At 64.4% G+C, this 19869-nt stretch carries 20 protein-coding genes; 9 read left to right on the top strand and 11 right to left on the bottom strand.

From position 1 onward, the window contains the following. Positions 1 to 31: 31 nt before the first annotated feature. Together ACODSD_RS02705 and ACODSD_RS02700 are read left to right on the top strand one after the other, a co-directional pair. On the top strand, positions 32 to 982 hold the full coding sequence (locus ACODSD_RS02705; RefSeq protein ID WP_235085637.1) for a substrate-binding domain-containing protein: 951 nt from the start codon (positions 32 to 34) through the stop codon (positions 980 to 982). 113 nt (positions 983 to 1095) lie between these two features. Beyond that, the gene (locus tag ACODSD_RS02700) at positions 1096 to 1638 is read left to right on the top strand and encodes a DUF2059 domain-containing protein (RefSeq protein ID WP_107801275.1); all 543 of its coding nucleotides are present in this window, start codon (positions 1096 to 1098) and stop codon (positions 1636 to 1638) included. Positions 1639 to 1727: 89 nt separating this feature from the next. Here ACODSD_RS02700 and ACODSD_RS02695 read toward each other — a convergent pair whose 3' ends face one another. Further along, the gene (locus ACODSD_RS02695) at positions 1728 to 1952 is read right to left on the bottom strand and encodes a hypothetical protein (RefSeq protein WP_488876732.1); all 225 of its coding nucleotides are present in this window, start codon (positions 1950 to 1952) and stop codon (positions 1728 to 1730) included. A gap of 112 nt (positions 1953 to 2064) precedes the next feature. Here ACODSD_RS02695 and ACODSD_RS02690 point away from each other — a divergent pair, with 112 nt between their 5' ends. From ACODSD_RS02690 to ACODSD_RS02680, 3 genes are all read left to right on the top strand, one after another. Further along, the gene (locus ACODSD_RS02690; protein ID WP_488876731.1) at positions 2065 to 2868 is read left to right on the top strand and encodes a substrate-binding periplasmic protein; all 804 of its coding nucleotides are present in this window, start codon (positions 2065 to 2067) and stop codon (positions 2866 to 2868) included. 88 nt (positions 2869 to 2956) lie between these two features. After that, positions 2957 to 3823, top strand: a complete 867-nt coding sequence (locus ACODSD_RS02685) for an NYN domain-containing protein (RefSeq protein ID WP_107801272.1) — start codon at positions 2957 to 2959, stop codon at positions 3821 to 3823. A gap of 239 nt (positions 3824 to 4062) precedes the next feature. Then, entirely contained in the window at positions 4063 to 4581 is a 519-nt protein-coding gene (locus ACODSD_RS02680) for a GNAT family N-acetyltransferase (RefSeq protein WP_107801271.1), read from the top strand. A gap of 105 nt (positions 4582 to 4686) precedes the next feature. Here ACODSD_RS02680 and pyrI read toward each other — a convergent pair whose 3' ends face one another. The 4 genes from pyrI to ACODSD_RS02660 form a co-directional block, all read right to left on the bottom strand. Further along, positions 4687 to 5145, bottom strand: a complete 459-nt coding sequence (pyrI, locus tag ACODSD_RS02675) for an aspartate carbamoyltransferase regulatory subunit (RefSeq protein WP_107801270.1) — start codon at positions 5143 to 5145, stop codon at positions 4687 to 4689. 20 nt (positions 5146 to 5165) lie between these two features. Then, the gene (pyrB, locus tag ACODSD_RS02670) at positions 5166 to 6086 is read right to left on the bottom strand and encodes an aspartate carbamoyltransferase (RefSeq protein ID WP_107801269.1); all 921 of its coding nucleotides are present in this window, start codon (positions 6084 to 6086) and stop codon (positions 5166 to 5168) included. A 453-nt stretch (positions 6087 to 6539) separates the two neighbouring features. Further along, positions 6540 to 7154, bottom strand: coding sequence for a LysE family transporter (locus ACODSD_RS02665; RefSeq protein ID WP_488876730.1), 615 nt, complete (start codon positions 7152 to 7154; stop codon positions 6540 to 6542). Positions 7155 to 7182: 28 nt separating this feature from the next. Continuing rightward, positions 7183 to 9258 carry a methyl-accepting chemotaxis protein gene (locus ACODSD_RS02660; RefSeq protein ID WP_227105813.1) on the bottom strand — a complete coding sequence of 692 codons (2076 nt, stop codon included), beginning with the start codon at positions 9256 to 9258 and terminating at the stop codon, positions 7183 to 7185. 493 nt (positions 9259 to 9751) lie between these two features. On the opposite strand from ACODSD_RS02660, the gene ACODSD_RS02655 reads away from it, so the two are divergent. Further along, positions 9752 to 10966, top strand: coding sequence for an HD-GYP domain-containing protein (locus ACODSD_RS02655; RefSeq protein ID WP_107801266.1), 1215 nt, complete (start codon positions 9752 to 9754; stop codon positions 10964 to 10966). Between the two features lie 28 nt (positions 10967 to 10994). On the opposite strand, the gene ACODSD_RS02650 is transcribed toward ACODSD_RS02655, so the two are convergent. Beyond that, positions 10995 to 11720 carry a 16S rRNA (uracil(1498)-N(3))-methyltransferase gene (locus ACODSD_RS02650; RefSeq protein WP_227105810.1) on the bottom strand — a complete coding sequence of 242 codons (726 nt, stop codon included), beginning with the start codon at positions 11718 to 11720 and terminating at the stop codon, positions 10995 to 10997. A 90-nt stretch (positions 11721 to 11810) separates the two neighbouring features. On the opposite strand from ACODSD_RS02650, the gene ACODSD_RS02645 reads away from it, so the two are divergent. Continuing rightward, positions 11811 to 12602 (top strand): inositol monophosphatase family protein, encoded by a 792-nt coding sequence (locus ACODSD_RS02645; RefSeq protein WP_048408466.1) that lies wholly within the window; start codon positions 11811 to 11813, stop codon positions 12600 to 12602. Positions 12603 to 12608: 6 nt separating this feature from the next. Here the strand turns inward: ACODSD_RS02645 and ACODSD_RS02640 are convergent, their stop codons facing one another. The 5 genes from ACODSD_RS02640 to ACODSD_RS02620 all read right to left on the bottom strand — a co-directional run bounded on the left by ACODSD_RS02640 (position 12609) and on the right by ACODSD_RS02620 (position 17445). After that, positions 12609 to 12956, bottom strand: a complete 348-nt coding sequence (locus tag ACODSD_RS02640; RefSeq protein ID WP_107801265.1) for a DMT family protein — start codon at positions 12954 to 12956, stop codon at positions 12609 to 12611. 9 nt (positions 12957 to 12965) lie between these two features. Further along, entirely contained in the window at positions 12966 to 13157 is a 192-nt protein-coding gene (locus tag ACODSD_RS02635; protein WP_227105808.1) for a Lar family restriction alleviation protein, read from the bottom strand. Positions 13158 to 13229: 72 nt separating this feature from the next. Then, entirely contained in the window at positions 13230 to 14564 is a 1335-nt protein-coding gene (locus ACODSD_RS02630) for an SGNH/GDSL hydrolase family protein (protein WP_488876729.1), read from the bottom strand. Positions 14565 to 14825: 261 nt separating this feature from the next. After that, entirely contained in the window at positions 14826 to 15839 is a 1014-nt protein-coding gene (locus ACODSD_RS02625; protein ID WP_107801262.1) for a class I SAM-dependent rRNA methyltransferase, read from the bottom strand. A gap of 247 nt (positions 15840 to 16086) precedes the next feature. Next, positions 16087 to 17445, bottom strand: a complete 1359-nt coding sequence (locus ACODSD_RS02620) for an SGNH/GDSL hydrolase family protein (protein WP_488876728.1) — start codon at positions 17443 to 17445, stop codon at positions 16087 to 16089. Positions 17446 to 17728: 283 nt separating this feature from the next. On the opposite strand from ACODSD_RS02620, the gene ACODSD_RS02615 reads away from it, so the two are divergent. Next, positions 17729 to 18604 (top strand): HD domain-containing phosphohydrolase, encoded by an 876-nt coding sequence (locus ACODSD_RS02615; RefSeq protein WP_235085663.1) that lies wholly within the window; start codon positions 17729 to 17731, stop codon positions 18602 to 18604. Positions 18605 to 18928: 324 nt separating this feature from the next. After that, on the top strand, positions 18929 to 19864 hold the full coding sequence (locus ACODSD_RS02610) for an alpha/beta hydrolase (RefSeq protein WP_107801260.1): 936 nt from the start codon (positions 18929 to 18931) through the stop codon (positions 19862 to 19864). Positions 19865 to 19869: the final 5 nt, after the last annotated feature.

The raw sequence follows: 19869 nt of genomic DNA, 5'->3' as shown, positions 1-19869 counted from the left end.
GGTGACACGCATCTAACCATCCTGGGTGGCCATGAGATCGAGCCGATTCCTTGCCTGTTGCTGGCTGTCCCTGGCCGGAGCCGTTTACGCCGCGCCCTTGAGCCGCATCGGCATCTCCGTGGGAGCGCTGGACAACCCTTTCTACCAGATCGTCGCGCGCGGCGCGCTGAACGAGGCGCGCGCGGCCAATCCCAATGCGCAAGTCACCACCCTGTCCGCCAATTTCAGCCTGGAGCGGCAGGAGGAACAAGTGCGGCAGCTGCTGCGCCAGCAGGTGGAGCTGATCCTGCTGGTGGCCGCGGACAGCAAGGCGGTGGCGCCGCTGGTGCGGCTGGCGCATCAGGCCGGGGTGCGGGTGGTGGCGGTGGACGTGGACGCGCCCGGCGCCGACGGCACGGTCAAATCGGACAATGTCCAGGCCGGCGCGCTGGCTTGCCGTTATCTGGCGGAGCGGATGCGCGGCCGCGGCGCGTTGGTGATTCAGAGCGGTCCGCCGGTGTCTTCGGTCTGGGACCGGGTGGCCGGCTGTCGCCGCAGTCTGGCCGCTTTCCCCAAGATCCGGCTGCTCAGCCATCAGGAGAGCGGTTTGGCGTCCAGCTGGGGCGGCAAGCGGCTGATGGAGCGGCATCTGCGGCGCTACCCGGAGATCAACGGCGTGTTCGCCAGCAACGACCGCCAGGCGCTGGGGGCGGAGCAGGCGGTGAGGGAGGCGGGCCGCAAGGAGGTGATGATAGCCGGCGTGGACGGTTCGCCGGACATCGAGAAGGCGCTGCGCGGCGATAGCCAGATCGTGGCGTCCTCCAGCCAGGCCCCGTACGCTATCGGCGTGGAGGCGGTGAAGCTGGGCCGTCAATTGCTGGACAATCCCAAAGCCAAGCCGCGCACGGTGACGGTGCCGGTGCAGCTGATCACCCGCGCCAATATCGGTGCCTATCAGGGTTGGCAGAGTCAGCTGCCGCCGGCGCCCGCGGCGGCGCGCTAGGAGACGGCTCCCGGTCTTTTTTGACCTGCGGCGGCGGCGGTGTCACACTGCCGGTGTTTCCGCGTCGGCCTGGCCGACGCCAGCTGTTTCCAACTCAAGCCAAAGGATTCCACATGTTCGCATCACGCCCGCTCAAAGCCGGCCTGGCCGCCCTGGCGCTGACTTTGCCGCTGCTGGCGCACGCCGACGCCGCCCAGGACGCCGCCGTCAAAGAGTTGTCCGCCACGCTGAACCTGAACAATATGCTGCCGGAGCTGGCGCAGCGCACCACCGCCAGCGCCATGCCGCTGCTGCAGGAATACTTCGTCAAGAACAAGATCAAGCTGAGCGAAGCCCAGCAGAAAAAAGCGCAGGAAGGCTTCAAGACCTACGGCGAGAACGTGCACAAGCTGGCCAGCGATTACTTCGGTTCCAGCGCGGCCAAGCAGCAGTTCGAACAGACCGTGGCCAAGGCCTACAGCGCTCAGTTCAGCGCCGACGAACTCAAGCAGATCAACGTGTTCTACAAGACCGCCGCCGGTCAGAAGCTGCTGAAGCAGCAGCCGCAGATCATCAACACCATCGCCGGCGATACGCTGAAGGCCGCCGAGCCGGTGCTGCTGCCCAAGATGCGCGCCGCCGCGGAAAGCTTCGGCAAGAGCGTCGCCAAGAAATAAGCGAAGACGCGTAGCGCGATCCAAGCCGCCCAAGGGCGGCTTTTTGCTTGTCCGCGCGCCAGCTTGGTGCCGCGGCGCACCATTCCGGTTCAGTTCAGCATCAGACTGAGCCGGCGCGCGGAGTCCACCGCGGCCTCCGCTTGGCTGGATTCTTCCTGCCATACCCAGACATTGTGGGTCGGGTCCAGCGCCTCGACCAGCCACAGGCGGCCGCCGCCGCCCAGCGCCACCTGGCGCGCGCGCACCGGCCGGCGATAATTGAACATCACCACCTCGCTGGTGGCGGCGGGCGTTTGGCGCGAAAACAGTTTCATGGCGGGCCTCGCGGCGGGAGTGGACGATGCCTGCGACGCTGCAAGACTCGTGCCAACGCCTGGACGGCGCAGCGGCTATAACGTGTTTATCGACACGGATTATGTCATTCAAATGATCAGATCGGGCTTGTTGTTATGGTTGCTGGCCGGACTGGCGGCGGGCGCCGCCGCCGCGCCGCCGCGCCAGGTGGTGGTCTTGGTCGACAACGGCTATCCGCCGTATTCCTACGAGAAGGACGGCCGGGCGGAGGGCGTTTACAACGAGGTGCTGCGCGCGGCCTCGCAGCGTTTGAGCGACTATCGCATCGATCTGCGGCCGGTGCCGTGGAAGCGCGGTCTGTCCGAGCTGGAAGCCGGCCGCGCGCCGGCGCTGTCGCCGCCGTATTACCGGCCGGAGCGCGACTACATGGGATATTCGGCGCCGTTCTGGCAGGAGCAGCTGGCGGTGTATTGCCGGGCGGAGATCATGCGCGCGCCGCGTCCGCACTGGCCGGCGGACTTCCTGGGCCTGCGCTTCGGCAACAACGCCGGTTTCCGTCCCGGCGGCAAGGCGTTCTGGCTGGCGGTGCAGCGCGGAGACATCCAGCTGGACGAGGCGCCGGACACCCAGGGCAATCTGCTGAAGCTGATCAATGGCCGCACCGACTGTTATTTGAACGACAAACTGTCCATTCTCTACGTGCTGGAGCGCTTGCAGCGGCGCGGCGCAATCAGCCCGGAGCAGCGCGGCGAACTGGTGGCGGCGGCCAGCCTGAACGGCGAGCAGGCCTATGTCGGTTTCACCAAGCACGGCCAGCAGCGTTTTCCCTATCTGGACGATTTCATCCGGCAGCTGAACGCCGTCTTGGAGCAGATGAAGCGCGAGGGGCGGATTGCCGCCATTGTGGAGCAGACGCTGCGCGCCGCGCCGCCGTAGCCGCGGTTCATCGCCGCGTCCGGCCGCCGGTTTTGACAGCCGCGACGGCCGGTTTTAGCATGGCTCGGTTGCCTAAGGGAAAGCAAGCATGGAAAACCGCAAACTGGCGGTATTGATCGACGCGGACAACGCGCAGTCGGCGCTGATCGCCGAGTTGCTGGCCGAGGTGGCCAAATACGGCACCGCCGTGGTCAAGCGCGCCTACGGCGACTGGACCACCAGCCAGCTGAAGGGCTGGAAGGAAGTGCTGCACCAGTACGCGATTTCGCCGATCCAGCAGTTCGCCTACACCAAGGGCAAGAATTCCACCGACTCCGCGCTGATCATAGACGCGATGGATCTGCTCTACACCGGCAATTTCGACGGCTTCTGCCTGGTGTCCTCCGACAGCGATTTCACTCGGCTGGCCACCCGGCTGCGCGAATCCGGGCTGATGGTGATCGGCCTGGGCGAACAGTCCAAGACGCCGCGGCCCTTCATCGCCGCCTGCGACAAATTCGTGTTCACCGAGATTCTGCGGCCGGAGCCGGCGGCGGCCAAGAGCGTGGCCGACAAACCCAAGACGCGCAGCGCGCGCAGCCGCGCCAAACCGCAGCCGGAGAAGGAGCGCCATCCGCTGCAGGACATGTTCACCAATGCGATCGAGGCGGTGTCGCGCGACAGCGGCTGGGCCGAGCTGTCGGTGGTGGGCACTTATCTGGCCAAGAACGACCCCTCGTTCGACCCGCGGGTTTACGGTCATTCCCGGCTGTCGCAGATGGTGAAAAAGCTGGACTTCCTGACGGTGCAGGAAAGCCGAAACGGCTCCAAACTGCATTGCGAGATCCGGCTCAAACAGGACGGGGAATCCGTGCTCGCGGCGCCCGTGATAACGCCGCCCGCGGCGGAGCCGACGCCGGAGACGCCGGTGCGCAAGAAGCGCAGCCCGCGCAAAAAGCCGGCTGCTGCCGGCTGAACCGGCTGCTGGTACACTGTTTGCATTCCTAAAGAACGTGTTTACGATCTCGCAAGCTAAGGCGAGACAAGGCGAAAACAGCTGAGAAAGCGGAATGTACAGGTGGTACATGAGCATTTCGAAGTTGGTTTCAACGCGGTATCGCCGACGCGTAGCAGATCGTAAATAGGTTCTAAGGATCCGCGTCGGCGTCCGTGCCCGCGATCCAAAAAACAAGCCACATCAGCAAGGGACAGAACATGATTATCCGCGACGCCACGCTGGAAGACCTGGCGGCGATACTCGATATCTACAACGAGGTCATCGCCACCACCACCGCCATCTACAACGACGATCCGCTGTCCGCCGGCGAGTTCGCCGTCTGGTTCCAGGACCGCACCGCCGCCGGTTATCCGGTGCTGTTGGCCGAGGAAAACGGCAAGATCCTGGGCTTTTCCAGCTTTGGCGATTTCCGCGTCAAGCCGGGCTACCGCTTCACCGTGGAACACAGCGTGCATCTGTCCGCCGACGCGCGCGGCAAGGGCATAGGCACCGCCTTGGTGCAAGCGCTGTTCCCGCGTGCCAAGGCGCTGGGCAAACACACCATGGTGGGCGCGGTGGACGCCGCCAACGCGGGTTCTATCCGCTTCCATGAAAAATTGGGTTTCCAGCAGGTGGGCATGCTGCCGCAGGTGGGATTCAAGTTCGGCCGCTGGCTGGACCTGGTGTTCTTGCAGCGCTTCATCGACGGCGCCAGCGAGGGCCCGGCGGCGTCCTGAGCCTGAAATGAGAAGCGCCGCAGATGACTGCGGCGCTTGCTCGTGCTTTTTACCACTGTCGAACGCAGTGTTTTCTTGATATTTCTCTATTCACCCTTGTACGACTTAGCGCACCTCTGCAACGATATCCCTACTGAACACCTTTTCGCAATACTTGCATTTCATTTTTGTGTCGCGCGCCTGGGGTTTGACGTAGAAAAAGCTGGTCACCGGCTCATTGTGCGAGACGCAATTGGAGTTGGGGCAGGAGAAGATGCCTTCGATGGTGTCCGGCAGCGCCAGCTTGTGTTTCTTCACCACTTCGAAATTGTCGATCACGTTGACGGTGGCCTGCGGCGCGAACAGCGCCAGCTCGTTGGCCTGTTCCTCCGATAGTGCGATGTTCTCCACCTTGATGATGTCCTTGGCGCCCATGTGGCGGCTGGACAGGTTCAGGCCCACGGTGACGCGCTCGCCGGTTTCGCTGAGCTTGAACAGGCGCAGGATGATCAGGCCCTGGCCGGCCGGGATGTGGTCGATGACGGTGCCTTGCTTCAGCGCTTCTACGGTGCGGGTGTATTGCATGATGGTTTCCTTTTCCTGAATCAGACGGTCTCGTTCAACACCAGCGACAGCAGCGCCTGGCGCGCGTAGACCCCGTTCTTGGCCTGTTCGAAGTAATAAGCGTGCGGCGTGGCGTCCACGCTGGTTTCGATCTCGTCGACGCGCGGCAGCGGGTGCAGAATCTTCATATTGGTGCGGGCGCTGTGCAGCATGTCGGCGCGCAGCACGAACTTGCCCTGGATTTTCTTGAACTCGGCCTCGTCGAAGCGCTCGCGCTGCACCCGGGTCATGTACAGCACGTCCACTTGCGGGATCACGTCGTCCAGGCTGCCGACCACGGTGTACTGAATGCCTTTTTCGTCCAGCTCTTCGCAGATGTAGTCCGGCATCGCCAACTGCTCCGGCGACACGAAGTAGAAGCGCGCGCCGAACAGCGACAGCGCCTGGGTCAACGAATGCACGGTGCGGCCGTATTTGAGGTCGCCGACGAAGGCGACGGTGAGGTTTTCCAGCGTGCCCTGGGTTTCGCGGATGGTGAACAGGTCCAGTAGGGTTTGGGTCGGGTGCTGGTTGGAGCCGTCGCCGCCGTTGATGATGGGCACGTCGGAGAATTCGCTGGCCAGCCGCGCCGCGCCTTCCTTGGGATGGCGCATCACCACCGCGTCGGTGTAGGACGCGATGATCTTGATCGAATCCGCCAGGGTTTCGCCCTTTTTGGCGCTGGTGTTGCCGCCGTCGGCGAAGCCGATGACGCTGCCGCCCAGCCGTTGCACCGCGGTCTCGAAGGACAGCCGGGTGCGGGTGGACGGTTCGAAGAAACAGCTGCCCACCAGCTTGTCCTTCAGCAGGTCGTTGCGCGGCTGTTGTTTCAGGCGGGCTGCCGTGGCCACCACCAGCTCCAGTTCCTCGCGGCTGAAGTCCGGTATGGAAATGATGTGTTTGCGGTAGAGGGGGTTGGCCATGGTCGCGTCCTTTCAATATTGGCTTTATGAGTCGCGGGTAAAAAAAAAGCCCCTGGCATCAGGAGCTTGTTTTATTACTGCGTCGGGGTCCGGGAACGGCAAGGCCTCGCGCCAACGCCAGATCGCCGCCGTGGCGGGCGGTGCGTCGTGCGGGAAGCGTCGTTGCGTGGTTCATTGCCTGTGGTCCGAACAAAATTGCGGGATTGTAATCCCAATTCCGGATCGGCGGTAAGACCCGTGTCGCATTTATCGAAATTGATGGCAGAAAAGGGACACTTCCGCGCGCGGGCAAGCTGGAGCCCAGAGCCTGTTCAAAGTCTCGCGAGCTAGAGCGAGACAAGGCCTTGCGGCTGAGAAAGCGGAATGTATTCGTGGCACATGAGCATTTCGAAGCCGGTTTCAACGCCCTTTTCCATCCATCCTGCCGACGCGCAGCAGACTGTGAACAGGTTCTCAGCGCAGCGCGTATTTGATCCCCAGGCTGAGAAAGCAGACGCCCAGCAAGCGCTTGAGCAGCAGGCGGCCGCCGGGGGCGAACGCGCGGCGGCGCAGATGGCCGGCCAGCCACACCAGCAGCGCCAGATAGAGCATATTGATCAGGCAGAACACCGCGGCCAGCTGAGCGAAGCCGGCCGGGCCGGCGCGGCCGGCGTCCAGGAATTGCGGGAAGAAGGCCATGAAGAACAGGATGGCCTTGGGATTGGCCAGGGTAATCAACAGCGAGCGGCGGAAGCAGGCGCCGGCGCTGCGTTGATCCGTCGCGGTCACGGCCGCGGCACCGCCGTCACGGCGGAACAGCAGCTTGGCGCCCAGCCAGGCCAGGTACAGCGCGCCAGCGTAGCGCAGCAGCTCGAACCAGCCAGGGTGGGCGGCCAGCAGCGCCGCCACGCCGCCGCCGGCCAGCGCGATCAGGATCAGGTCGCCGGCCAGCAGGCCGGCCTGGGCCGCGTAGCCGGCGCGCAGCCCGCCGCCGCTCAGCGCGCCGAGGATGGACAGGGTGCCGGCGCCCGGCGTCACCACCAGCAGCAGCGAGGCGGCGACAAACGGCCACCAGTCGATTGCCGTCATCAGGGTTGTCCTTTCGCGGTCCGGAGGTTCAAGTGCGGAAATCGCCCACCAGCGCCTCCAGCCGCGCCGACAATTCGCGCAGATGGCCGACCGAGGCGGCCACCTGGCGCACCACGTCGCTATTGCTCTGCGCCATGCTGCTGATGCGCTCCACGTTCTGGGCGATCTCCAGGCTGGCGGCGGATTGCTCGCGGGTGGAGGAGGCGATGTCGACGATGCTGCCCACCAGGCCGTGGCTGCGGTCCAGCACGGTTTGCATCGCCTGATTGGCGTCTTCGGCGATGGCCACGCTATTGCCCACCAGCTGGCTGCTCTTTTGCACATCGCTGACCGCGTCGCGGGTTTCCTGGCCGATGGCGTTGACGATGCGGCTGATTTCCACCGTGGCCTCGGCGGTGCGGCCGGCCAGATTGCGCACCTCGTCCGCCACCACGGCGAAGCCGCGGCCCATTTCCCCGGCGCGCGCCGCTTCGATCGCCGCGTTCAGCGCCAAGAGATTGGTCTGGTCCGCGATGTCCTTGATCACGTTGACGATGGTGCTGACCTCGGCCGAACGCGCGCCCAGGCCGTTCACCCGCTCCGCCAGCGCGTGCATATTGTCGGTCATGCGGCGGATTTCGGCGGTGACCTGGTTGACGGTGGCGACGCTCTGCTCGGTCAGGCTGCCGGTTTCCCGCGCGGTGCTCTCCGCCAGTTGGGCGGTGTTGGCGATGTGCTGCACGCTGACGGTGACTTCCTCCACGCCGGCGGCGGTGGCGCTGGCGGCGTCCGATTGCGAGGCGGAGGCGCTTTCCACTTGGCGCGCGGACTCCTGCAGGGACACCGCCGCCGCGGTGACCGCCAGGCTTTGCTCGCGCACTTCCACGAACATGTCGCGCAGGCTGGCGATGAAGCGGTTGAAGGCGTCGGCGGTGCGGCCGATTTCGTCGCGGTTGCGGATCGGGATGCGTATGGTCAGATCGCCCTTGCCTGACGCCAACTGTTCCATGGTGGCGGCCAGATGGTTCAGCGGCCGGGTCAGCGCGCGCACCACGCCGGCCAGCACCAGCAGGATCAGCGCCAGCGCCACCGCGCCGATCAGCACCGCGGTCAGGCTTTGCCTGCGCGCGTCGGCGGTGATGGCGGCGGTGGGAATGCTGACGCCCAGCGTCCAGAACTGGCCGGTATTGGCCACTTTGACCGGGTGGAAGAAGTGGGTGAAGCCGCCGGCCTCGTAGACGAAGTCCTCGCCTTGCTTGATCTTGGCCAGATAGGGCGTCAGCGGGCTGTCCTTGGGCGCGGGTTTGCCCAGCAGGCCGGCTTCCGGGTTCACCACGTAGAGGCCGCCTTCGGACAGCATGCTGACGTAGCCGGTTTCATACAGCCGGATCTGGCCGAATTTTTTTTGCAGATCGTCCAGCGCGATGTCGGTGGCGGACACGCCCAGCATCTTGCCGGCGGCGTCCTTGATCACCACGGCCAGCGAGCTTTCCAGGATCTTGCGGTTCTGCACCTCGTAGGGGTAGGGCTCGGTGATGGTGTCGCGGCCGCGTTGCTTGGGCACGTAGTAGAAATCGCCCCAGCCCGGTTTTTCGTAGTCCGGCTGATAGCTTTCCGGATGCTCCTTGAACTTGGGGAATTCCTTGACCCGGTCCGCCGACATCATCACGTCCATCTGCGCCTTGCCCTTGTCGTTCTTGGTGACATAGGGCTGGTAGCGGCCGGTGGGGTCGTGGCGCGGCCAGTCCATGCGGAAGCCGTTGTCGTTGCCGTCGAAGGCGTTGGGCTCCCACAACATCCACAGGCCCACGGATTGCGGCGCGTTGTCCAGCATCTGCTGGATGGTGTTGTCGGTGTGCTTGCGGTCCGGGTGCGCGACGCGCTGTATGCCCTGCACCGCGTCGGCCAGATGGCGCGGCAGGGTGAAGTTGCGGGCGAAGTCGCTTTCCGCGTCCTTGGCGTAGCTGCTGGCCTGCTCCGAGGCCAGCTTGTAGCCCTGGTCCACCGCCGAGCTATAGCTCTGCCAGGCGATCAGGCCGATCATGACGGCGAAGCCGACGGCGATGGCGGCGGCGGCCACCAGAATGATGCGGGTGCTCAGGCGGCCCCATTTCTGCTGTTCCATTCTTCTTTCCCCAATACCTTGCGAAGCTTGTTCTATGGCGGTCTGCCGCGGCCGCGCGCGCGCGGAGGCGAAGCCCGGCGTCTTGCCCTTATTTATAGACATTAAAGCCAGAGCCACGCACCGGTCCATGCCGACGCGCTAAAAGCGGGCCGCGGAGCGGCCGAACGTGGGGAGCGCGCCACAGCGGACGCGGCGGCAATATTTACAGCCGCGTGACAAGCGGCGGCGCGCTGCGTTATCTAGCAGGCTTTGCGCGAGTTTGACGGTGAATTCGCACGTCATGCGAAGCCGCTTGCCTGACCGACGGGCTAATGGAATACCTTGCAAATGCCGATAGTGGAGTTGATGCTGAAAGAAGGCGCGCCCGGGCGGCAAGGGGCGGGCCGGTCCATTTTCGCCGGCGACATCGGCCGGCGGGGTCTGGGTGACAGGATGGCGGAGACGCATGCGCGCGGCCGGCGGCACAGGCGCGCGGCGGGATAAAGAGCACAGAATGATCAAGTGCATAGAAGTGGCCGATCTCAAGGTGGGCATGTACATCCACGATCTGAACTGCGATTGGATGTCGCACCCCTTTTTGCTTAAGCGTTTTTTGATCAAGCACGAGGAAGAGATCCACAAGATCGCCGACTCCGGCATTCACGAGGTGTACATCGACACGCGCAAGGGCTTGGATCTGCCTTCCGCGCCGACCGCCACCGAGGTGAAGAAGCTGCTGGAGGAGCAGATCCGCGAGTTCGGCAGCAGCGAAACCATTTTGGAGCGGCAGGTGGAGGCCGGCGCCGAGTTCGGCCGCGCCCAGCTGATCCACAGTGAAGCCAACCAGATCATCCAGGGCATTCTCAAGGACGTGCGTCTGGGCAAGCAGGTGGAGCTGGAGATGGTGGAGCCCTCGGTGAGCAAGATGACCTCGTCCATCCTGCGCAACGGCGGCGCGCTGCTGTCGCTGTGCCGGATCAAGGACAAGGACAATTACACCTTCCAGCATTCGGTCAGCGTCGGCGCCTTGATGGTCAGTTTCTGCAACGCGATGGGGATGAGCAAGGAGGTGATTCATCACGCCGGCATCGGCGGCATGCTGCACGATATCGGCAAGATGAAGATTCCGGACCGCATCCTCAACAAGCCGGGCAAATTGACCGAGCAGGAGTTCTCGGTGATGAAGTGCCATGTGGTGGAGAGCAAGCAGATCCTGCTGCAAACCACCGGCATTTCCGAAACCGCGGTGCTGGTGGCGGCCCAGCACCATGAGCGCCACGACGGCAGCGGCTATCCGGCCGGGCTCAAGGGCGAGGAGATTTCACAACTGGGGCAGATGGCGGCCATCGTCGACGTCTACGACGCGCTGACCTCGGACCGCTGCTATCACAAGGGCATGGCGCCCACCGACGCCTTGCGCAAGATCTACGAGTGGTCGAAGTTCCACTTCAATCCGCAGCTGGTGCAGGCCTTTATGCGCAGCATAGGCATTTATCCTATCGGCACCCTGGTGCGGCTGGAGAGCGGCCGGCTGGGCGTGGTGGTGGAGCAGAACGAGAGCAATCTGATCTCGCCCAAGGTGAAGGTGTTTTTCAGCACCAAGAGCAATGTCTACATCCCCCCGGAGCTGGTGGACCTGTCGCGCGGCATGGGTTTCGGCGGCGGCGACCGCATCGTCAAACATGAGTCGCCGGACAAGTGGAAGATAGATCCGCTGCGTTTCCTATAGCGGGGCAGAGCGCCCCGCGCCGCTCGGGCTAGCGGTAATCCCCCCACACGGTCTGTATCGCCGCCACCGCGGCCAGCGCCGCGGTTTCGGTGCGCAGGATGCGCGGCCCCAGTTTCAGCGGCGTCCAGCCGGCGCTTAGCGCCGCGGCTTCTTCGCGCGCGGAGTAACCGCCTTCCGGGCCGGCCATCAGCCAGGCGCGCGCCGGCGCGGCGGCGATGTCGGCCAGGCGCCGGGTGCCGGCGGGAGACAGAATCAGCCGCGCGTCGGCGTCCGGAGCCTGTTTCAGCCATTGCTCCAGCGACAGGATGGGCAATACTTGAGGAATGGCGTTGCGGCCGCTTTGTTCGCAGGCGGAAATCACGATCTCCTGCCAGCGGGCCACGCGCTTGTCGGCGCGCTCGCCGGACAACTTGACGATGGAGCGCTCCGCGGCGATGGGCTGGAACGCGGATATGCCCATTTCCACGCCTTTTTGCAGGGTGAACTCCATTTTGTCGCCGCCGGAAATGGCTTGGGCCAGGCCCAGCCAGATCGGCGTTTCACGTGAAACGTCGTCGAAGCCTTCGATGAGGCAATGCGCGTCGCGCTTCATCACCGCGTCCAGCGTGGCGGCGTACTCGCCGCCGCGGCCGTTGAACAAGGTGACGGCGTCGCCGGCGCCTAGCCGCAACACCTGGACATGGCGCACCACGGTGTCCGGCAGGGCCAGCGTTTGGCCGACGCTGAGGTCGGCGTCAATGTAAAACCTGGGCATGACGTATTGAAAGTCGCTGTTGATACCGGTATTTTGCTTTGTTTGCTGCGATTGCAGCAAATAGATTGCAGCGGCCTTGGGGGAAAACGAATGCAGGTGCTGGAACAGGTGATGCAGGTGCTCAGGGAAGTGGCGCGCGACGAGGTGATGCCGCGCTTTTTGCGAGTGGGCAAAAGCCGCAAGGACGACGGCACGCTGTTCACCGAGGCCGATATGGCTTGCCAGCAGGCTTTGCAGGCCGCCTTGCCCCGCATCCTGCCGCACCCGGTGTTGGGCGAGGAGATGGAATTGGCCGAGCAGGACCGGCTGTGGGCGGAAAATCAGGACGGTTTGTGGGTGGTGGACCCGATAGACGGCACCACCAACTTCGTCAACGGCCTGCCGTATTTCGCCATCTCAGTCGGCCTGATGGTGGGCGGCAAGAGCCGGCTGGGCGTGATCTACAACCCCGTGTCCCAGGAAATGTTCTACGCCAGCCGCGGCGAGGGCGCTTATCTGAACGGTCAGCGCCTGCCGCTGAAAACCGTGGTCAACACCATGTGCGACGCCATCGCCAGCGTGGAGGTCAAATACCTGCGCTCCGGCAAGCTGGCCGCGCGCATCGGCAGCACCTGCCCCTGCGGCAGCCTGCGCAATCTGGGTTCCAGCACGCTGGATTGGTGTTATCTGGCGGCCGGCCGCTACGATCTTTATCTTCATGGCGGGCAGCGGCTGTGGGATTACGCCGCCGGCGCGGTGATCCTGGAAGAGGCCGGCGGCCAGATCGCCAGCCTCAACAGCGACGATTACTGGAGCGATGTGATCTGGAAGCGTTCCGCCATCGCCGCGCTCAATCCGGAGTTGTTCTCCCAATGGCATCGCTGGGTGCGCGCCAACCAGTAGCCGGCTTCAGCCGCGGAACATGAAGTAGACCGCGCCCACCAGACACAGCCCGGCCCAGACATAGTCCCAGCGGAAGGGCTGGTTCATGTAGAACACCGCGAACGGTATGAATACCGACAGCGATATCACTTCCTGAATGATCTTCAGCTGCGACAGCGTCATCGCGCCGTAGCCGACGCGGTTGGCCGGCACCTGCAGCAAATACTCGAACAAGGCGATGCCCCAGCTGGCCAGCGCGGCCAGCCACCAGGGCTTGGAAGACATGTCCTTCAGGTGGGCGTACCAGGCGAAGGTCATGAACACATTGGACAACACCAGCAGCAGCGGCGTCAGCAGATAGGGCGAGAGATTCATGGTGCGCGCTCAGCGGCCGGCGTTCCAGTTGGCGACGGCTTCTTTCTTGTTGTCGGCCTGGGCGCCGATGGCGCTGCAATTGCCGTTGTCCGGATAGCGGCTGCATTGCACCCAGAAGCGGCGGGAGCCGGCCTTGACCAGCAAGGCGGGCGCGCCGCATTTGGGGCAGGGTCTGAGGACGGTTTGCGGTGTCTGGCTCATGGCGGAAAGTCCGGCTGAAACCGGCATCTTACCCCAAGCCGCCGCGTGATGGCGGCGGCTTGGGGTCAGCGCTTAGCGGCGCGCCTTCAGCGCCGCCGCGGCGGAGACCGCCGGGTCCGCGGCCTTGACGAAGTTGGCTACGTAGCCGCCCAACAGCTTATGCGTGTGGGTGGTGGGGTGCAGCACGTCCCAGAACACGAAGGCGTCCGGATTGCCGCATTCCGCGCGCGGCTTCTGCTCCCAGATATAGGGCAGGCTGGCGTTGCCGGCGATGTCCAGGCAGGACTGGGTGGCGTTGCTGACCTGGTACTTGGCCGGATGGTCGAGCAGGTCGTCGAACAAGGTGTTGCTGTCGAACAGATTCAGCTTCAGCGTGCTGCCGTACTTCTGCTGCAATTGCGTGATCAGCAGCGCCAGCTTGGCGTTGTAGTCGCGCACTTGCGGCGCCAGCGCGGCGGCTTTGCCGCTGGCCTGGGCCGCCGGGGTGCGGGCCAGGTTGGGCAGGTTCAGCACCACGATGTGACGCGCGCCGGCGGTGATGATGCGTTCCAGCGCCTTGCCCTGATCGCTTATCACCTGGTCCACGGTGCGACCGTAGTTGAGCAAGTCGTTGCCGCCTATCAGCATGGTGAACAGGGTGTTTTCCGGCCGGTAATTGGCGGCTTTCTGCATGTATTGCGACCATGATTCCACCTGCTGCAGCAAGCCCGGCACCACCAGGTGCTGATCGCCGGCGGAGCCGCCTATCGCCCAGTTGTAGATCGGCAGCTTCAGCTGTTCGGCCAGATATTCCACCCAGACCCGGTCGTTGCTGAAGCGGCCGATGAACCAGCTCTTGGCGTTGGGCAGCCGCCATTGCGAGGCGCCGTACATGTTCTGAGTGTCGGACAGGCTGTCGCCGAACACGATCAGCTTGTTGACGCCGGCCGGCTGGCTGGCGCTGTCCTGGCTCCAGATGGTGTGGTTGTAGGACATCTGGTTGTTGGCGGCGGCGTACAGCGCCACCGGACGGCTGAGGCCCTTGGCCGCCAGCGTCTTCTGGCAGACGGCGGCCAGGGTGTCCTGGGCCACGTCGCTGTAGAACATATTCTTCAGCGCGACGATGCTGCCGGACCACCAGTAGCCGTTGACGCGGTAGTAATCGCCGCTGCTGGGGTCCAGCGCCCAGTGGTAATTGGTTTGCGGCTTGCCGGGGCTCATGTCCAGCCGGTAATAGCAGCGCAGATAGGTGTAGGTGGCGGCTCCCATCGCCACGGCCGGTTTGGCCGCCGCGGCCTTGACCTGGGCTTCGCTGAGCGGGCCGCCCGGGGACAGATAGTCCAGTTGCGGGTCCAGCTGGGCGTGAACCTGGCTGGCGGCGAACAGGCCGGCCGCGGCCAGCAGGCCGCGTAGCAGTTGAGGTTTCATAGAGACTTTCCCGATACGTGATTTGAGTCAAGCTGTCTGTTGTATGCCGTCTAGCGCGGCTGTAGCGGCGTGATGCCGTACCGGGATCTTTAAGTATTTACAGGTGAAAATAAACGGTAATTTTAAATCATCCGTAAAAATGCCATATGGTTCAAACGGTGTGGTTTTTCATGCAAAAACGCCCGCGCAAGGCGGGCGTTTAGCCAGATTGGATCTGGTCGCGGCAACTGGGGCGTAGCCTCAAGCCGTCAAGAGCACAGATCAGACGCTGAGCGCGACAATCTTCAAGGGATGTTTGCCGTCCGGGCTGGGGAAGTCCGCGTCCGGGCTTATCCATTCCGCCGCGCGCACTTCGCGGCCGGCCTTGGCCGCGCTGCGCTGGAGCGCTTCCAGCCAGGCGTCGCCGTCCACTTGCGCGACGTTGTTGCAGCAGATCAGCGTGCCGCCGGGCGCGGTGGCCAGCAGCGCCGGCTTGAACAGCGCCTGGTAGTCGTTGATCAGGTCCACCACGCCGAAGGGGCTCTTGGAGTAGCGCGGCGGGTCCAGGAACACCAGGTCGAACTGGCGCGCTTCCAGTTTGGGGAAGGGCGGCATTTTCTTGCCGCGCACGCGTTCCGGCTGGCCGATGCCGGACAGCTGGCGGAGGGCGGCGAACACATCGCTTTGCACGCAGCGCGGGCGGGTGGCCAGCAGATTGAGCTTGGCGTTGGCGCGGCCGATGCTGAGGCTGGATTCGGCGAAGTCGACGTTCATCACGAAGCTGGCGCCGGCCTTGGCCGCGGCCACGCCGACGCCGCAAGTGTAGGCGAACAGATTGAGCACGCTCTTGCCGGCCGCCAGCTGCATCACATGGCGGCGCGCGGCGCGCAGGTCCAGAAACAGCCACGGGTCCTGGCCCTTGTGGCGTGCGCGGTAGTGGTAGTTGACGCCCAGCTCGCGAATGGTGTGGTCGGCTTCGGCCTCGGCCTGCTGTTCCAGGCTCAGCGCGTTGCCGATGCGCGAATTGCCGGCGCTGCGGTCGTTGTACATCAGCGGCAGGCCGGGGTGGCTGGCCTGGTAATGGGCGCGGATTTCCGCCAGCTCGTCGTCGCTCAGCGGCTGGTGAAAGCTTTGCGCCAGCAGCTGCTCGCCGTAGCGGTCCACGGTCAGGCCGGGCATGCCTTCCACGCTGCCGTGAAACAGGCGGTAACAATTGGTGTCTTCGGCTTGCAGCCGGGCGATCAGTTCTGCGCGCGCCGCTTCGGCGCTGTGCAGCAATGGGGTCAGGGAGGACATCGGGGGCCTTCGCTTGCGGTTCCGGGCCGGCTCGCTGCGCGGAGGCGGGCGCGCCGGAAAATCCTTCATTGTATGCTTTGCCGCAGCCGCGCTCAAATGCGTGTCGGGAAAACCCTTTGCAAAACAATAGGCCAGGGGCGGGCCAAGCGCATCCGCGAGTCGCCCAAAGGCCCGGCAAAGCCGGGCCTCGTCCTCTCCGCGCGGGCTCAGGCCGCCTGCGGCGGCCTGTTGGAGAACGCGCGGCGGCTCAGCGGCGGGCCAGGGCGGCGGAGCCGTTCAGGAAGGCGTACACCTCGTCCGCCAGCACTTTATGCGTGCGGGTGGTGGGGTGCAGGGTGTCCCAGAACACGAAGCTGTCCGGATTGACGCAGTTGGCGCGCGGGCTCTGCGAACTCAGATAGTTGGTGCTGGAGTCCGCGTTGATGTTGAGGCAGGACTGGGTGGTGTTGTTGAACTGGTAGGCGGAGGGGTTGTTCAGCACCTTGTTGAACAGCGCGTAGCTGTCGAACACGCGCAGATTCAGGCCGCTGCCGTACTTGAGACGCAGCTGGTCGGCCAGGGCGTTCAGACGCTGGTTGTAGTCGCGCACCTGGACGGCCACCTGGGCCGCGCCGGATTTGAACTGGAATACCGGCGCCCGCGACACGTCGGGCAGATTGAGCACCAGGATGTTGCGCGCGCCGGCGTCGATCAGGTTGGTCAGCGCCTGGCTCTGGCCGCCTATCACCTTGTCCACCGAGTTGTTGTAGTTCACGAAATCGTTGCCGCCGATCAGCATGGTGAACAAGGTGGTGGCCGGATCGTAGTCGCGGGCCTGCTTCATGTAATCCTTCCATGACTGCACCTGCTGCTGCACGCCGGGTATCACCAGTTTTTGCGTGTCCACGCCGGCGCCGCCTATCGCCCAGTTGTACACCGGCAGCTGCAGGCGGCCGGCCAGGTATTCCACCCACACCTGGCCATTGCTGAAGTGGCCTAGGAACCAGCTGTTGCGGTTGGGCAGCGTCCACATCGAGGCGTTGTAGACGTTCTGGTTGTCGGACAGGCTGTCGCCGAAGGCGACGATCTTGTTGACGGCGGCGCCCTGGCCGGCCTTGCCGTTGGTCCACACGGTGTAGTTGAAGGACAGCTGGTTGTCGGCGGCGAACACCATCGCCGGGTTCTGCTGAATGCCTTTTTTCTGCAAGGTGTTGCGGCAGACCGATTGCAGCGTGCTCTGCGCCACGTCGGTGTAATACATGTTTTTCCAGTCCAGCGCGCTGCTGGACCACCAGTAGCCGTTCAAGCGGTAGTAATCGCCGCTGCTGGGGTCCAGCCCCCACACGTAGTCGGTGGTGGGCTTGGCGGCGTCGCTGCCGGTGCGGTAATAGCAGCGCAAATAGGTGTAGGTGGCCGGGCCGGGCACCGACATCAGCTCGATATTGGCGTCGCCGCGCGCGGCGCGGCTCATCGGCGCCGGCGGAGCCGTCTTCAGCAGCTGTTCGCGGCTGAGCGGGCCGGACGAGGACAGCACATGGCTGTAGCGCGGATCGGGTTGAATCGGTTCGGCGGCGGCGGCATGGGCCAAGGGGCCCAGGGCAAGGCCCAGCAATAGCAGCGATTTCATTGTTGTCTCCTCGTGTGGAACGCCGTCAGGCGACGGCGAAAACGCATGGACCGGCGCCGCGGGCGGCGCGCAATCCGCGTGCCGCCTAGGCTAGCCAAGAAAAATGAAAATTTCATGCAAATGGAATGATTGCTCTATTTCCGGGCGTTTGACTGTCGTATTGCTGCCAGCGCAGCAAAGCCGCATTGATATGCCATATTGAAATCATTCGGCCTGAGTCGCCGCCGGAGCGCTTGCAGATATCGCTCTCGCGGCCGGGCCTCATCGGCATGCGGGGATAGAGATGCGACAAGCGCGGGAGCTGCTGAAAACGCTGTATACGATGGCGATGATGGTGGAGGCGCGCGACGCTTACACCGGCGGGCATTTATGGCGGGTGTCGCGGCTGTGCTACGCCTTGGCCGATCATCTGGGCCTGCCGCAGTCCGAGGTGGAACGCATCGCGCTGGGCGGCTTCCTGCACGATCTGGGCAAGGTGGGCGTGCCGGACGCGGTGCTGAACAAGCCGGACAAGCTCAGCGACGCCGAATACGAGGTGATCAAGACCCATCCGCAGGTGGGCGCGGATTTGTTGAGCGATCATCCCTTGGCGGAACTGGCGCTGGACGCGGTGCTGCGCCACCACGAAACGCCGGACGGCCGCGGCTATCCGCAGGGGCTGAGGGACAAGGAGATACCGCTGGCGGCGCGCATCGTCGGCATCGCGGACGCCTTCGACGCGATGACCAGCACCCGGCCGTACCGGCGGGGCATGCCCAAGGAGCGCGCCTTGGCCATCATTCGGGAGAACCTGGGCAGCCAGTTCGACCGCGAACTGGGCGAGCGCTTCATCCAGCTGGGCGAGGCCGGCCGTTTCGATCACATCATCGGCCACAGCGAACCGGGCATTCCCTTGCAAAGCTGCCAGGGCTGCGGCCCCATCATCGCCGTGCCGCGCGGCATGGCCGACGGCGAGGAAATTTTCTGTCCCAGCTGCGCCGGCGGCTATAGGCTGACGCGGCGCGGGCCGAACCTGGAGCTGGCGCCGTCCGGCCGTTCCAATCCGGCGCAGGCGCGGCAACCGCGCGCCGACCCGGGGCTGATAGACGATTTGCTCTTGGGCGCCGAGCAGTTGTTGCAAACGCGCAAACCCAGCCTGCTGGAACGGCTGTTTGGCTGAGCGCCTAAAGAGCCTGTTCAAAATCTCGCGAGCAAGGGCGAGACCAGGCGAAAACAGCCGAGGAAGCGGAATGTGCTCGTGCTGCATGAGCATTTCGAAGGTGTGCACACCGTGTAACGCGTCCACGACGCGCAGCAGGCTTTGAACAGGTTCTAAGGGTGCGGGCATGCCAGGCGCGCGCGGCGGGCTTGCGCTGTAATACCAATGGTATAAGCTGGCTAAATCCGTAGACGGAATAGCCTGCCAGCGCGTTTCGCGTCCGGCTTCCCCTCTTCCCGCTTGCGCCCGCGCGCCGTCCATCACGCTGGGCCGATAGGAGCTCGCATGCATCAGCTCGATCCCGCTCTGGCCGTCTGGCTGGAGGAATACAACCGCGAACTGGCCGAACTGGTGGCCAAAGGCTATAAGGCGACGTCGATCGGCGCGCGCGAAGCGCTGGCCAATCTGACCCGGCAGATGGTGACGCCGGGGCCGGACATCGCCTGGGTCAACGACGATCTGGTGTCGGGCCGCGACTTCACCGTGCCGGTGCGCATCTACCACCCGGACCCGAAGCGCGCGCTGCCGGTGCTGGCGTTTTTCCACGGCGGCGGACACATGGTGGGCAGCGTCAGCGTTTACGACCCGATCTGCCGGCGCCTGGCCGCCGCCAGCCAGCACGTGGTGGTGGCCGCCGACTACCGGCTGGCGCCGGAAAGCCCGTATCCGGCGGGCCTGCAGGACGCCGCCGTCGTGGCCAAGGGTTTGTGGCAGGCGCTGGACGCGCGCCAGCTGCCCTATGTGCGTCAGCTGTCGCTGGCCGGAGATTCCGCCGGCGGCGCGCTGACCTCCAGCCTCAGCGGCCTGGGCCAGTACGACGCCTCCTTGCGGATCAAGCGTCAGGTGCTGATCTATCCCAGCGTCGACTACACTTTGAGCCAGCCCTCGGTGGACGAGAACGGCGAAGGCTATTTGCTGACCAAGGCGCGGGTGGCCTGGTATTTCGACAATTACTTCCAGCATGCCGAGAACCGGCTGCAGGCTTCGCCGCTGCATGGCGGCTTCAGCCGCAAACTGCCGCCGACCCTGCTGGTGTCGGCCGGTTTCGATCCGCTGCGCGACGAGGCGTTTCTTTACGCGGACAAGCTGCGCGCGGCGGAGGTGGAGGCGGAGCACATGCACCTGGACGGCATGGTGCACGCCTTTCTCAATCTGGAGGCCATCGTGCCCGAGGCATGCCGCGCGGTGTATCAGCGCATCGGCGCCTTCCTCAACCGCTAGCGCCG

The organism is Chromobacterium sp. FG22, from assembly GCF_057809415.1.
The sequence above is the reverse complement of the archived record's forward strand: the minus strand, read 5'-3'. Positions and strand labels throughout refer to the sequence as shown.